Here is a 12,875-nt window from a genome sequence, read left to right on the forward strand (position 1 = left end):
GAGCGGGTGTCGCGGTGCGCTCAGCTACGTGTGCTCCACTGCTGGTTCTGTTGTCCGTTGCAGGACCAGAGGATGAGCTTGGTGCCGTTGGCGGTGCCCGCGGCGTTGGCGTCGAGGCAGAGCCCGGACTGGGCGTTGGTGAGGGTGCCGTTGGCGTTGAGGTTCCACTGCTGGTTGGTGCCGCCGTGGCAGTCCCAGATGATCACCTGGGTGCCGTTGCTGGTGCCGGCGCCGCTGGCGTCGAGGCACTTGGTGCCGTACACCTGGAGTTGTTTGGCGGCGGTGTGGGTCCAGCGTTGGGCGGTGCCGCCGGTGCAGTCCCACAGCTGGGTCTGGGTGCCGTTGGTGGTGCTGGCGTTGGGCACGTCGACGCAGCGGCCGGACTGGCCGCCGACGAGCTGGACGTTCTGCTGGGGGGTGCCGCCGCCGGCCGGCGCGTATCCGGCGGCGGCGATGTTGGCCTGTACGGCGTCCTCGGTCGCGTTCGACGGGTAGCCCGAGGTCAACACGCCCTCGAAGAAGGTGCCGCGACCGGAGACGCTGTTGTCGCCGCCGATGCCGAGCAGGATCGCGCCCTCCTTCTTCATCGGGTGGTAGCCGTTGGGACGCCGCCCGTCGAAGTAGTTCGTCAGGCCACCCGACTGGGCGTTGCCGCCCCGGATCGCCCAGTGGTTCGGCTCGCCCTTGACCATGGCGGTCACGAAGCGGTGGTTGATCGGCGCGAGCTTGTTGTAGCCCGCGTTCACCCCGGAGAACAGCCCCCACTCCAGGTCGGCCATGATCCAGGGGCCGGCGCCGTCCCCGTAGCCCCACTGCTTGTTGGCGCCGAAGTAGACGGTCTCCATGATGGCGGGCGAGTCCGCCTGGCCGTCGGTCTGCGCGTTGCCGTAGTCGAAGCAGCACCACTGGTTGTAGTGGGTGCCGTCGACGACCGCGTAGATGCCCTCCGGCTGGTCGCCGGTGGCGACGCCGTTGGTGTTGTTGTTGCGGTAGCCGGTGCCGGGCGCGATGTAGACGCCGTACGCCTTCTGGCCGCCGACGGTGATCGGGGCGGCCTTCGCGTCGGCGAGGTTGTCCCAGCCGCCCGGGGCGGGGCCGGGCCAGTAGCCGGGGGGCGCCTGGGTGAGGCGGTTGTTGCGGCCGGACTGGTCGTAGATGATCGTGATGACGCAGGTCGTGTTGGCGCAGAACGTGTCCTGGGTGGCGGCGTTGGCGTAGCCGCCCGCGCTCAGCACGCCGACGTCGCGGGTGGTGTTGTCCGACGCGCGCCGGACCTGATAGAGCGGGCCGTTGTACGCGCCGTACAGCGCGCGGGTGGTGCTGTGCGCGGCCACGCACGGCGTGCCGCCGGAGGCGTAGATGTCACATGGGCCGGTGGTGGCGGCCCGCGCCTGCGGCGCGTCCGAGAGCACGTAGCTGCCGGCGCCGACGACGAGGACCACCAGGGTCCCCGCGACGGTCATGAAGCGACTCAGCCTTCCTTTCACGTTCGTCGGTCCTCTCCTGGGGTGGGGTGTGGTGTGGTACGCATGGAGACGTCATACGTCACACCCTCGACATTAATGTCAATCGATGAGGTGTGCTACCTCTCGACGGACCCCACCAGCAGCGGGCCTCCGGTCAGCGCCTCGTCACGCGGCCGGGAACGGGCGACGGGTCAGCGTCGCGTGCAGCATGGTCGTGAGCGTCACGATGTCGAACACCGGCAGGCCGAGCCGGGCCTGGATGGCGTGCGCGAACGGCACCAGGTCGGTGCATTCGATCACCAGCGCCCCGAGGTCCGGGTGCGCCCCGGCGAGCCGGTCGACGCGGTCGAGCACCTCCCGTTCGAGCCGGTCGGCGTCGAGGGCGTCGCGGCGGCCCTCCAGCATCACCTCGGTGAACTCCGGCTGCCCGGCCATGCCGGTCACCCGCACCGGCACCTGTTCCGCGCCGATCGCAGCGAGGTGGCGCGGGGTGAGCGCCGCCTCGTCGGCGACGAGCAGCCCGACCGGCCCGTCGACCATCCGGTGCACCATGGGAAGCTGCAGCAGGCTGGACGACCACAGCGGCACCGACACGGCGGCCGCCAGTTCGGCCTGGAACAGCACCAGGAACCCGCACGCCCCGGTGATCCCGGCGACCCCGGCGGCCTCTAGGTCCCGGGCCGCCGCCACGAACGGCTCCAGCAGCGTCGGGTCGGCCTCCCGCACGAGCCGCTGCGGCGTGGCCCCCTCGACGACCCGGTAGACGACGGGGAAGTCGAAGGTGGCCGGGTTGCGGATGTGCCCGGGGATCTTCTCGAACGAGGTGTCCAGGCAGAGCACGCCGATCGGGGCGTCGGTCATCGGTTCCTCCGCGAGTCGGTTGCGCCGCGACGGCATCATCGGTTCCTCCGGGCGAACGGGCGACGCCGCCACCGGTCCACGGCGAACGGCGCGAGGTCCAGCTCCGGGCGCTCGCCGCCGACGAGCTGGGCGACGAGCCGGCCGCCGGCCGGGGCCAGGCCCATCCCGATGTGCCCGTGGCCGGCGGCGACGACCACGTTGCGGTACGCCCCGGGCCGGCCGATCAGCGGCAGGCTGTCCGGGGTGCAGGGGCGCAGCCCGCTCCACACCTGCACCCGCCGGTCGGTGTCCAGCCCCGGCAGGTACGACGCGACGGTGCGCACGATGCCGTCGATCCGGCGCGGCGAGACGCTGGTGTCCATCCCCACCAGCTCCAGGGTGCCGGCCAGCCGCAGCCGGTCGCCCAGCGGCATGACGGCCACCTTCCCCTCGCTGAGCAGGATCGGCAGCCGGGGCGGGTGCGCGCCGGCGGCGACGTCGACCGCGTACCCCTTGGCGGGCTGGAGCATCAGGTCGACGCCGAGCCGGCGGGCGCAGGCCACCGACCAGACCCCGGCGGCGAGCACCACCTCGGCGGGACGCAGGTCGCCGCCGCTGGTGCGCACGGCCCGCACCCGGTCGCCGGCCACCTCGAAGTCGCGTACCTCGGTGTGGGTGCGGATGTCGACGCCCGCGGCCCGCAGCGCGTCGGCGAACGCGACCAGGAACGCGGGGATGCGCAGCGCGGCCCCCTCGGCGTTGAGCAGGGCCCCGGCCACGTCGAACGCGACGCCCGGTTCGAGGGCGGCCAGCTCGCCGGGGTCGAGCACCCGCAGCGGTACGCCCCGGGCGACGGCCGCCGGCACGGAGGCGCGGGCCGCCGCGAAGCCCTCCGGGGTCCTGCAGGCCAGCAGCATCCCCTGGGCGGTGAGGGTGTCGGCGAGCGGGCCGGTCGCGCACACCTCGCGCAGGATGGCGAGGCTGCGCTGCTTGAGGGTGAGCAGCACGTCGAACGCGGCCCGCGCGTGCTGCTCGGTGCAGCGGCGGCGGAAGTGCCACAGCCAGGCCAGCAGGGCCGGGTCGGGGCGGGGCCGCACGTGGAACGGGCTCTCCGGGTCGAGCAGGTAGCGCAGCCCCTTCGCGGGCACGCCCGGCTCGGCCAGGGGCGCGGCGCCCTGGGTGCCGACGAAGCCGGTGTTCCCCGACGAGCAGGCCGCCGGGTCTCCGATCTCGCCCCGGTCGACGACGGTGACCCGGTGCCCGGCGCGGGCCAGGAACCAGGCGCAGAACAGGCCGACGACGCCCGCGCCGACGACCAGCACGTCGGGGTCGTCGCCGGGTGGGCGCGGCGCGGGCGTCGTCGACATCGCGGCGGCCTAGAGGCTGACCACGAAGAAGCAGGTGGGCAGGTTGAGCACCACCCGCTCGTAGATCTCGGCGGTCAGCGCCACCCCGGGCTCGGCGAACGTGCCCGGCGGCGGCTCGGCGAAGGAGATCATCGACCGGCCGGCGTCGAACAGCAGCGCGCCGTGGCCGAAGTCGCCGACGATCGCCGTGCCCGGGTCGACCAGTCGGGTCCGGACGATGAACACGCCGTTCTCCTCGACGTCGCGCATCAGGGTGCCGGAGCCGAGCAGCCGGTAGTAGTCGGCCGGGTTGATGATCAGCCCGTCGGCGGTGCTGCCGTTCTGCTCCACCTCGTTGCAGGCCGACAGGATGGTGGAACCGAACGGGCCCGGGTCGGTGAGCCGGGCGATGTCCGGCATGGTCAGCAGGCCGCCCTCGCCGCGCAGGATGGTGACGTTCTCGGCGGTGGCGAGCCGCACCACCAGGCGGTAGTTGATGAACTCGGCGAAGCTGGTCGGGTCGTCCCACAGCCCGTCGGGCACCTGCACCCACGCCTTCGTGGTGTGAAGCGGCGGGATGGGGGACCGGTGGAAGTGGTTGGCGGCCTCCCGCCGCAGGTCCGCGCCGTCCACGGCCGGGTCGCCGGGGCGGGCGGGGCTCTCGTGCCAGTAGAACTCCTGCGGGTCGCGGGACAGGTCCACCACCTTGAGCATGTTGCGCGACGGGTAGCGCGGCTTGCGCCGCGAGCTGGTCAGCGAGTCGGTGATGGTGACGTCGTAGTCGACGCGGGTGTCGAAGCCGCCCTCGGCGAAGGCGTCGACGAAGACCTGCCCCGGCGAGAGCTGCTTGCGGCGGTCCTCGACGACCTCGGCGATGGTCCGTTTGATGACGTCGGTTCGTTGCATCGGGCGCACACCTTCCGGTCGGGGTCGGGTCGTCACTGCGCGGTGGGGCGGGTCGTCACTGTGCGGTGGGCTTGCGGGCGACGAACATGCCCCAGCCGAACTCGCCCCGGTCGATGGCGGCCTGGATCTCGCCGCAGGACGCGGCGAAGCCGAGGATCCACTCCCGGGCGGCCGGGTCGTCGGTGGTGGCGGCCCGCTGCCGGGCCGTCTCGCCGAGCACCCGGTACGTCTGCCGGATGTGGGTGTCGAGGCTGCGGGCGGTCAGCACCTCGAAGCCGGCGGCGGTCAGGGCCTCGGCGTACCCGTCGAGGGAGTAGCCGCCGCTCCACCGCACCCGGTCGTAGACGTGCCGGCGGGCGGCCTCGCCGATGTCGGTGGTGGGCTGCAGGAAGTCGGTGACCGCGAGGATCCCGCCGGGGGCGAGGACCCGGTGCATCTCGGCGTGGCTGCGCGGCTTGTCCGGCACCAGGAACAGCGCGTCCTGGCTGACCACGTGGCTGAAGGTCGCCGTGTCGTACGGCATTGCGGTGGCCGAGCCGTGCCGGAAGGTGACCCCCTCGGTGCCCCGCTCGGCGAGCTTCGCCTGGGCGAACCGGACCCGCTCGATGCTCAGGTCCAGGCCCTCGCCCCGGCAGCCGGTCTGCCCGGCGAGCCGCAGGAGGAAGTTGCCGCAGCCACAGCCGACGTCGAGCACCGTCGACGCGGCGTCGATGCCGGCCTCGGCGGCCAGCAGGTCCGAGGTGCGGTCGGCGGCGGCGTGGTAGTCGGTGTCGGCGTCGTCGGCGAAGTAGCCGGTGTGCAGCACGCCCTCGCTGTCCCAGAAGCTGAGGTACGTCTGGGTGGTCTGGTCGAAGAACTCGGAGACGTCCCGCTCGGTGAACGTGGGGCTGGTCGTGGACATCGCGCACTCCTCCGTGCTGTGCCGCCGGCCGGCGAGGCCGCCGCCGGGATGGGGATCTCAGGCGTAGGTGTCTTTCCGGACGCCGGTGAGGTGCGGCAGGTCCGGGCCGGTGGCGCTCGCGCCGCCGTCGACCAGGTGCACCCCGGCGGTGACGAACGAGGCCCGCTCGCTGGCCAGGAACGCGGCCACCGCCGCGACCTCCTCGGGGCGGGCCAGCCGGCCCAGCGCGCTGTGGTGGCCCATGGCGGCGAGCTGCCGCTCGACGTCGCCGTCGTCACCGGCGAGCCGGGCGGCGGCCCGCTCCATCGGCGGGGTGCGCACCGAGCCGGGGGCGAGCACGTTCACGGTGATCCCGTCGCGGCCCACGTCCACGGCGAGGCCCTGGGCGAAGCGGACCAGCGCGGCCCGGGTGACCCCGGACAGCAGCAGCGGGGCGATCGGCACGGCGGCGGTCTCCGAGGCGACGAAGAGCAGCCGCCCCCAGCCGGCGGCGCGCAGGTGCGGCAGCGCCGCGAGGGCCAGCCCGACGGCCGGCAGCAGCACCCGGTCGACGGCGGCCCGGTAGTCGGCCGTCTCGAACAGGCTGGCCGGGCCGATCGGCGGGCTGCCGCCGCTGACCAGCAGGACGTGCGCCGCGCCGAGGTCGGCGGCCACCCCGTCGACCCAGCGGCGGGCCGCGTCGGCGTCGGTGACGTCCACGGCGGTGGCGCTGACCCGGCCCTTCGCCACCCCGGCCAGCTCCCGCTCGGCGGCGGCGAGCCGGCCGGGGTCCCGCCCGCAGATCGCCACGTGCGCCCCCTCGGCGGCGAACTCCTTCGCGCAGGCCAGCCCGATGCCGCTGGACCCGCCCGCGACGAGCGCCACCCGTCCTGTGAGCCCCAGATCCACGTCTCCTACCTTCCGCCGGTCGGTGACAGCCGGCCCGCCCCGGCCGACCGGTAGCCGTAGCGGGTGAACAGGGGCTGGGCCAGGGCGGTGGCGGCCAGCCGGTCGGCGGCCGACAGGGTGCGCCGCCACGCCTCGTCGCTGTCGCGGATCACGGTCGGGCCGCTTCGGAACCGGTCGGGGTTGCCGGTCACCGTGTGGTTGGTGCCTAGCTCGACGGTGCGCCCGCGCACCGGGTTGCCGGCCGGGTCGGCCCCGCACAGCCGCAGCAGCGCGTCGATCGTCCCGGCCGGGTCGGCGGTGAACGACTCGTAGCGCAGCAGCGTCGACCGCTGCGGGTGCCGCCGGGTGATCGCCGCCGAGGCCAGGTTGAACCCGTGCCAGTACGCGGTGCTGCGCGCCGCCGACATCGCGTACACGTACTGCTTCGGCTCCCGCCAGGAGTGCGCCACGGCGCGCGGGTCGCGCACCAGGTGCACGTAGTAGGGGGTGATCCCGGGCAGGTGCGCCAGCAGCGCCGCCTCCCCGGGGATCTTCGTGGTGTCCACGATGGTGTGCGCGCCGGTGCGTTCGGCGACCGCCCGGTAGACCCGGCCCATCAGCTCGGCGTGGGCGCGGATCTCGCCGTCGTGCAGGCCCCGGCGCAGCACCCGCCAGGTGTGCCGGGTGCGCACCCGGGAGCGCTGGCGGGCGATCACCTGCGCGGCGTGCGCGTCGGCCGACAGGCCGGCGGGCCGCCCGACGGGCAGCACCCGGGACCAGATGTCGCAGGCGGTCAGCTCCCGGCCGCAGCCGCACAGCCCGTTGACGCCCCGGCCGGTGGAGTTCTTCCACAGGAAGTGCAGCTCGCCGACGTGGAAGAAGCCGGGCACCTCGTTGAGGACGTTGCCGATGATGGTGCTGCCGTTGCGGCACCAGCCGGTGACGCACAGGACCGTCAGGTCGCTCATGCCGCGCGGGCCTCCGTCCGTTCGCTCCCGGGCTTCCCGGGCCTGCCGGTGCCGCCGTGGCCGCCCGCCGGGCGGCCGATCCAGGCCGCCATGGCCGCCGCCGCGACGGCGCAGGCCGCGCCGACGCCGAACACGGCCGGGTAGTCGAGGGTCGCGGCCACCAGGCCCGTCACCGGCCCCCACACCGCGAGCCCCAGATCCCAGAACGAGGTGTACGCCCCGATCGCCGCCCCCTGCCGCGTCGGCTCGGCCCGGTTCATCACCATCAGCGCCAGCGACGGGTGCAGCAGCGAGAAGCCGACGCCGGTGACCACGCCGCCGGCCACGGCGACGGGCAGGTTCGGCGCGAGCGCGACGATCGTCAGGCCGACCGCCTCGCCGGCCGCCGACCAGGCCGCCACCCGGCGGGGGCCCAGCTTGTCGGGCAGGTGGCCGATGACCAGGCGGGTGCCGGCGTACACGGCGCTGAAGCAGCTCAGCACCAGCACGCCGGAGCCGATGCCGCGCGCGTCCAGGTGCAGCACGACGAACGCGGCCAGGCCGGCGTACCCGGCGGCGCCGAGGGCGAGCGCCGTGCCGGGCAGCAGCGCCGGGCGCAGCAGCAGCCCACCGCCGCCCCTGGATTTCCCTTGCGCGGTGGTCCCGGGCTCCCGGGGCGCTGCGGTACCGGGTTCCCCGTGCGGCACCGGGACCAGGGCGATCAGGGCGGCGGCCAGCAGGGGAGCGGCGGCGGCGAGCGCCCAGACGGCGGTGAAGGAGACCTGTTGCAGGGTCGCGCCGAGGAAGGTGCCGGCGGAGATGCCGCCCCACATGCTCACCCCGTACAGGCCGATGAGCTGGCCCCGGCGGTGGTGCGGGGCGAGCGCCACCGTCCACACCGCCCCGGCGGTGAACAGGGCGGCCTCGCCCGCGCCGAGCAGCAGCCGCACCGCCACCAGCGCCGGCACCGCGAGCGGCAGGAAGTAGAGCAGCCCGCCGAGGGCCGCGACGAGCGCGCCGGTGAGCATCACGGTGCGGTGGCCGTACCGGTCGGCGAGCGCGCCGGCGACGGGCCGCACGAGCAGCGCCGTCCCGGCGGTGACCGTGACGACCAGCCCGACGACCAGGTCCCCGGCGGCGTGCCGGTCGCGCAGGAACGCCGGCAGCACCGGGATCACGGCGGTGAGGCCCAGGTAGCCGGCGAACAGCCCGCCGAAGATGCCGACCAGGGCGGGGCGCGGCACGGCGCGGGCGGGGTGGTCCGTCATCGGCCCACCGGCTCCGCCGCCCCGGCCGGCGCGACCACGGGCCCTGCCGGCCCGTCCGACGGCGGCCCGGCGGGTGCCGCGTCCCGCGCGGCGGCCACCTTGCGCACCGCCCGCACCAGGTCGTCGCAGTCGTCGGGGGTCAGGTTCGACGACAGCGGCACGTCGACGGCCTCGCGCAGGTAGCCGGCGGTGCGCGGCAGCATCGCCCGGATCGCGTCCACGTCGTCGGTGTCGTACGCGAACCGCCAGTTCCAGAACGCGCGGACGTTGAGGTCGTCGTCGGCGCCGATGTTGCGCGCGTCGATGCCCTCCCGGCACAGCGCGCGGGCGAACCAGCCGGCGTCGCCGCCGGGCACCCGGAACACGAACGCCTCCCCGAGGTACGCCCCGGGGGCGACCGGCCGGCGGATCGCGATGCCCGGCACGTCGGCCAGCGCGGCGGCGACCCGGTCGTAGTTGCGGTGGAACAGCCGCAGCCGCTGCGGCAGGCGGGCCATCTCGGCGCGCAGCAGCGCCGCCCGGATCTCGTCCATGCGCAGGCTGAGCAGGGGCAGGTCGAGGCCGGTCAGCGGCGGCTCGGCGTCGGGGAAGTGCCGCCGCAGCCGCCCCTCGTACGCCCCGGACAGCGCCACCGCGCGGGCGAACAGCTCGGTGTCGTCGGTGACCAGGAAGCCGCCCTCGCCGCAGTTGAGCGCCTTGTCCGACTGGGTGCTGAACGCGCCGGCCGCCCCGAACGTGCCGAGCTTGCGGCCGCGCAGCTCCGCGCCGAGCGCGGGCACCGCGTCCTCGATCAGCGGCACGCCCATCTCGGCGGCGAACGCGGCGAGGGCCTCGGCGTCGGCGGCGAAACCGCGCATGTGCACCACGAGGATCGCCCGGATCCCCGGCTGCCAGCGGCGGCGCAGGTCGTCGAGGTCCATCCGCAGGTCCTCGTCCACCTCGACGAGGAACGGCTGGCAGCCGGCCATGACGATCGCGCTCGGCGTGGCGACGAACGTGAACCCGGGGCAGGCGACCAGGGAACCCGGGGGCACCCGCGCCGCCATGATGGCCAGGGCGAGCGCGGCGGTGCCGCTGGACACGGCGAGCGCGTGCCGGGTGCCGAAGAAGCGGCACAGCTCGTCCTCGAACCGGCCGCACTCGGTCTCGTGCTGGGGGCGGTGGTCGTAGCGGAAGTAGAGGTGGCTGCGCACGGCCCGGCAGGCGGCCTCCTCGTCCTCGGGGTGGACGAAGACGGCACCCTTGTCGTACGTGGGCCAGGGGGTGTGCCGGACGGGTGCGCCGCCGTGCAGGGCGAGGCGGTCCTCCGGTCGATCAGGGCGCGCCGCCGGCAGTGGCCGGGGCGGCGCGGGAGCTTCGTCGTTCCCGTTCACCGGCGGACTCCTCGCTCGTTCCTGACGGGTGTTCCGCCGGCTTTTCTCCGACCTGCGGAACGGTGGCCGGCGCGCGTCGTGCGGACAGCACGAATAGCCCCACTGACGTGGGAGAATTCGTCGATCCGGAATCGCGTCAATCGCCGCCCAGTGACAGTCATGATTGCCTTGGGGGTGCGGCCCGTCAACCCGTGTCTTCGGTTTCCGGCGGGTTCCGTCCGGTCGTCGACGAGGGGTCCGGTGACCGCCGGTCGTCGACCGTGTCGCAGTCGGCCGCTGGTACGTCGTTGAGCTGGGCGGACCTCCTCCGCCACGCCCTCGCGGTGATCACCCTCGGTAAGGGCTTCCCGGCGGCATTGCGTGGCGGCCGGAATGTCGACCCCGCAATTCCAATTCCCTAGTGGATAGGCAGCCTTTTCGCCTTCGGTGGGGCGCAAAGCTGGTCAACAGCCATCAATGGCGTGTTGTCCGAGCGGAACCGACTATCTGTCCCCACGGTGGCATCCGTATGAATTGCCCGAACGGCACACCCGACCAATGCCCCACCCTGTTCCACCCCCACCCCGCCCTGGCCCGCCCCGCCTCTGCCTGGCCCCGCCCCCACCCACCCCGCCCCCACCCACCCCGCCCCCGCCCGGCTCGCGCCGGTGATCAAGAGAAAAGCGTCAGAGTTGATCTCCGTGTTGACGCAAACCTCTTGATCGCCGGGGTGGGGGAGGGGCGTGAGGTGGCGGGGAGGGGCAGGGGGTGGGGTTTACTGTTAAGAAAGTTTAATTTATGTTCATCGCATGCCTCCGGCGGGCGTGTCGGCCCAGCTCGGTGCGCTGCGCCGACGCCTGCCCCGAAACGAAGGAGCGTCACATGCGTCGAAGAATCGCCCTTCCGCTGGCGTCGGCGGGTGCCGTCGTCGCCTCCCTGGCCGTCGCGGTGCCCGCCCAGGCGCACGGCTACGTGTCCGGACCGCCGAGCCGGCAGGCGCTCTGCGCCCAGGGTCGCGTCCCCGACTGCGGCCAGATCAAGTACGAGCCGCAGAGCGTCGAGGGCCCGAAGGGGCTGCGCAGTTGCAGCGCCGGTATCGGCCAGTTCGCCGTCCTCGACGACGACGCCCGGGGCTGGCCGGCCACCCAGGTCGGCAGCTCCGTCACGTTCACCTGGACCAACACCGCCCGGCACGCCACCAGCAACTGGGAATACTGGATCGGCGGCACCCGGGTCGCCGTCGTCGACGGGGGCGGGCGGCAGCCCGACGCCACCGTCTCGCACACCGTCAACCTGGGTGGCTGGTCAGGCCGGCAGAAGGTGCTCGCCATCTGGAACATCGCCGACACCGCCAACGCCTTCTACTCCTGCGTGGACCTCCAGGTCGGCACCGGCGGCACCCCGACGCCCACCCCCACCCCGACGCCGTCCCCGACGAGGACGGCCACCCCCGCGCCGACCACCCCGGCCCCGACCACCCCCGCGCCTGGCGGCACCTGGACGGCCGGTCAGGCGTACCGGGTGGGCGACCAGGTCACCTACGGCGGCGCGACGTACCGGTGCGTGCAGGCCCACACCGCCCTACCCGGCTGGGAGCCGCCGAACGTGCCCGCCCTGTGGACCCGGCTCTGACCCGCCGGCGGGTGCGGCCCGGGCTCCCGGGCCGCGCCCGCCGTGCGGCGCTGGCGCTCGCCGCGCTCCTGGCCGCCACCGGCTGCGCGGCGGACCCCGGCCCGACAGCCCCCACCCCGACCGCCCCGCCGACTGCCTCGGCGCCGACGCCCGGCGGGGACTGCGCACGCTGCGCGCCCGCCCCGGCGGACGTGCCGTTCCTCCGGGCGATGGTGGCCCACCACGACCGGACCCGGGTCGTCGCCGCGGCGGCCACCGGCCGGATCACCGACGTCGAGCTGCGCACCCTCGTCGCCGCCGTCGACGTGACCGAGGCCGACGAACTCGCCACCATGCGGCGCTGGCTCGCCGCGGCCCCCGACGGCGGCGCAACCGGACCGGCGGGCCACCATCCGCACCACGACGCCCACCACGACGTCCAAGGCACCCAGGGCGCCGCGGCGACCGCCGATCCCGACCTGGCGCGGCTGCGTGCCGCGCCCGCGGGCCGGTTCGACGCCGTACTCGTCGAGGTGCTCACGGCCCACCAGCGGGCGGCCGTCACGCTGGCCCGGGCCCACCTGCCGGTGGCTGAGGGCCCCGAGGTACGCGATCTCGCCGACCGCATCGCCCGCTCGCGCGCCGCGCAGCTCCGGCTGCTGGCCGGGCTCCCGGCGGCCTGACCGGCGGCAAAGCGCCCGGGCCCGCCCACGTCACCTGCGGGGCGTGTACGGTCCGGCCATGAGCAGCGGTGGGGGTGACGGCGGCGGCGCGGGGGCCGGCGCGTCCCGTGGGGATGCCGGGGTGACGCTGTTGGCGGAGACCATCCGGGCCGACGGGGTGACGGCGCTGCGCCACGCCGTCACCGCCGCGGCCGGCGCGGCCGGGCTGGCCGACGTCGCCCTGGAGGACTTCGTGCTGGCGGTGCACGAGCTGGTGACCAACGTCGTCCGGCACGGCGGGGGCAGCGGCCGGCTGCGGCTGCGGCGCGACGGCGACCTGCTGACCTGCGAGATCAGCGACGACGGCCCCGGCCTCGGCGACGTACACGTCGCCCTGCCCGCGCCCCACGAGGTCGGCCACCGTGGCCTGTGGCTGGCCCAGCAGCTCACCGACGGCCTGGAGATCCGGGCCGACGGACGCGGCACCACCGCCTGGGTCAGCGCCCGCCTGCCGACCCCGGCGGCCGACCGCCGCTGACGACCCACCGGCCGCCCCCGATGCGGCTTGGGTGACCTTCCGGGCATACTTGCGCGGGTTTGGTGTCGCTGCCGGGCGGGCGGGCCGTCGGGCGGGTCGCGGTGCGGGGGGTTGCGATGGTCGAGCGGTCGGCGGCACGGCACGGTGGCGCGGCGCCCCCTACGCCCCCCG

General features: G+C 74.7%; 12 protein-coding genes. 3 read left to right on the forward strand and 9 right to left on the reverse strand.

Translation table 11 applies throughout. The features are described from left to right. Positions 1-20 precede the first annotated feature (20 nt). The 9 genes from TK50_RS15240 to TK50_RS15280 all read right to left on the reverse strand — a co-directional run bounded on the left by TK50_RS15240 (position 21) and on the right by TK50_RS15280 (position 9,914). Entirely contained in the window at positions 21-1,463 is a 1,443-nt protein-coding gene (locus TK50_RS15240; protein WP_043963334.1) for an arabinofuranosidase catalytic domain-containing protein, read from the reverse strand. A gap of 168 nt (positions 1,464-1,631) precedes the next feature. Continuing rightward, positions 1,632-2,327 carry an aspartate/glutamate racemase family protein gene (locus TK50_RS15245; RefSeq protein ID WP_043964634.1) on the reverse strand — a complete coding sequence of 232 codons (696 nt, stop codon included), beginning with the start codon at positions 2,325-2,327 and terminating at the stop codon, positions 1,632-1,634. A 35-nt stretch (positions 2,328-2,362) separates the two neighbouring features. Then, positions 2,363-3,673 (reverse strand): NAD(P)/FAD-dependent oxidoreductase, encoded by a 1,311-nt coding sequence (locus TK50_RS15250; RefSeq protein ID WP_043963335.1) that lies wholly within the window; start codon positions 3,671-3,673, stop codon positions 2,363-2,365. A 9-nt stretch (positions 3,674-3,682) separates the two neighbouring features. Then, positions 3,683-4,558, reverse strand: a complete 876-nt coding sequence (locus tag TK50_RS15255; RefSeq protein ID WP_043963336.1) for a family 3 encapsulin nanocompartment shell protein — start codon at positions 4,556-4,558, stop codon at positions 3,683-3,685. A gap of 55 nt (positions 4,559-4,613) precedes the next feature. Then, a complete protein-coding gene (locus tag TK50_RS15260; protein ID WP_043963338.1) occupies positions 4,614-5,459 on the reverse strand; it encodes a methyltransferase domain-containing protein in 846 nt (281 codons plus the stop codon). A 57-nt stretch (positions 5,460-5,516) separates the two neighbouring features. Continuing rightward, positions 5,517-6,347 carry an SDR family NAD(P)-dependent oxidoreductase gene (locus TK50_RS15265; protein ID WP_043963339.1) on the reverse strand — a complete coding sequence of 277 codons (831 nt, stop codon included), beginning with the start codon at positions 6,345-6,347 and terminating at the stop codon, positions 5,517-5,519. Between the two features lie 5 nt (positions 6,348-6,352). Further along, positions 6,353-7,294 carry a sulfotransferase gene (locus tag TK50_RS15270; protein ID WP_043963340.1) on the reverse strand — a complete coding sequence of 314 codons (942 nt, stop codon included), beginning with the start codon at positions 7,292-7,294 and terminating at the stop codon, positions 6,353-6,355. Next, positions 7,291-8,541 (reverse strand): MFS transporter, encoded by a 1,251-nt coding sequence (locus TK50_RS15275; RefSeq protein WP_043963341.1) that lies wholly within the window; start codon positions 8,539-8,541, stop codon positions 7,291-7,293. The genes TK50_RS15270 and TK50_RS15275 overlap by 4 nt, the downstream gene beginning before the upstream one ends. Further along, positions 8,538-9,914 carry a DegT/DnrJ/EryC1/StrS family aminotransferase gene (locus TK50_RS15280; RefSeq protein WP_043963342.1) on the reverse strand — a complete coding sequence of 459 codons (1,377 nt, stop codon included), beginning with the start codon at positions 9,912-9,914 and terminating at the stop codon, positions 8,538-8,540. The genes TK50_RS15275 and TK50_RS15280 overlap by 4 nt, the downstream gene beginning before the upstream one ends. A gap of 861 nt (positions 9,915-10,775) precedes the next feature. Between TK50_RS15280 and TK50_RS15285 the strand changes: the two genes are divergently transcribed. Genes TK50_RS15285 through TK50_RS15295 form a run of 3 tightly spaced genes read left to right on the forward strand, consistent with a single transcriptional unit; the run spans position 10,776 to position 12,704 of the window. Further along, positions 10,776-11,525: a lytic polysaccharide monooxygenase gene (locus TK50_RS15285; protein ID WP_043963343.1), complete on the forward strand. Its 750-nt coding sequence runs from the start codon at positions 10,776-10,778 to the stop codon at positions 11,523-11,525. Next, complete coding sequence (locus TK50_RS15290) at positions 11,510-12,187, forward strand: DUF305 domain-containing protein (protein WP_052503794.1); 678 nt, start codon at positions 11,510-11,512, stop codon at positions 12,185-12,187. Before TK50_RS15285 ends, TK50_RS15290 begins: the two co-directional genes overlap by 16 nt. Before the next feature lie 58 nt (positions 12,188-12,245). Next, positions 12,246-12,704: an ATP-binding protein gene (locus TK50_RS15295; protein ID WP_043964636.1), complete on the forward strand. Its 459-nt coding sequence runs from the start codon at positions 12,246-12,248 to the stop codon at positions 12,702-12,704. The last annotated feature ends 171 nt before the right edge of the window (positions 12,705-12,875 follow it).

This window comes from Micromonospora haikouensis (assembly GCF_000876225.1).
Taxonomy (GTDB): Bacteria; Actinomycetota; Actinomycetes; order Mycobacteriales; family Micromonosporaceae; genus Micromonospora; species Micromonospora haikouensis.

What these genes read in the sequence shown, in the direction of transcription:
- TK50_RS15240 (WP_043963334.1), bottom strand. Translation starts at nt 1,463, where the DNA reads ATGACCGTCGCGGGGACCCTGGTGGTCCTCGTCGTCGGCGCCGGCAGC.
- TK50_RS15245 (WP_043964634.1), bottom strand. Translation starts at nt 2,327, where the DNA reads ATGACCGACGCCCCGATCGGCGTGCTCTGCCTGGACACCTCGTTCGAG.
- TK50_RS15250 (WP_043963335.1), bottom strand. Translation starts at nt 3,673, where the DNA reads ATGTCGACGACGCCCGCGCCGCGCCCACCCGGCGACGACCCCGACGTG.
- TK50_RS15255 (WP_043963336.1), bottom strand. Translation starts at nt 4,558, where the DNA reads ATGCAACGAACCGACGTCATCAAACGGACCATCGCCGAGGTCGTCGAG.
- TK50_RS15260 (WP_043963338.1), bottom strand. Translation starts at nt 5,459, where the DNA reads ATGTCCACGACCAGCCCCACGTTCACCGAGCGGGACGTCTCCGAGTTC.
- TK50_RS15270 (WP_043963340.1), bottom strand. Translation starts at nt 7,294, where the DNA reads ATGAGCGACCTGACGGTCCTGTGCGTCACCGGCTGGTGCCGCAACGGC.
- TK50_RS15275 (WP_043963341.1), bottom strand. Translation starts at nt 8,541, where the DNA reads ATGACGGACCACCCCGCCCGCGCCGTGCCGCGCCCCGCCCTGGTCGGC.
- TK50_RS15285 (WP_043963343.1), top strand. Translation starts at nt 10,776, where the DNA reads ATGCGTCGAAGAATCGCCCTTCCGCTGGCGTCGGCGGGTGCCGTCGTC.
- TK50_RS15295 (WP_043964636.1), top strand. Translation starts at nt 12,246, where the DNA reads ATGAGCAGCGGTGGGGGTGACGGCGGCGGCGCGGGGGCCGGCGCGTCC.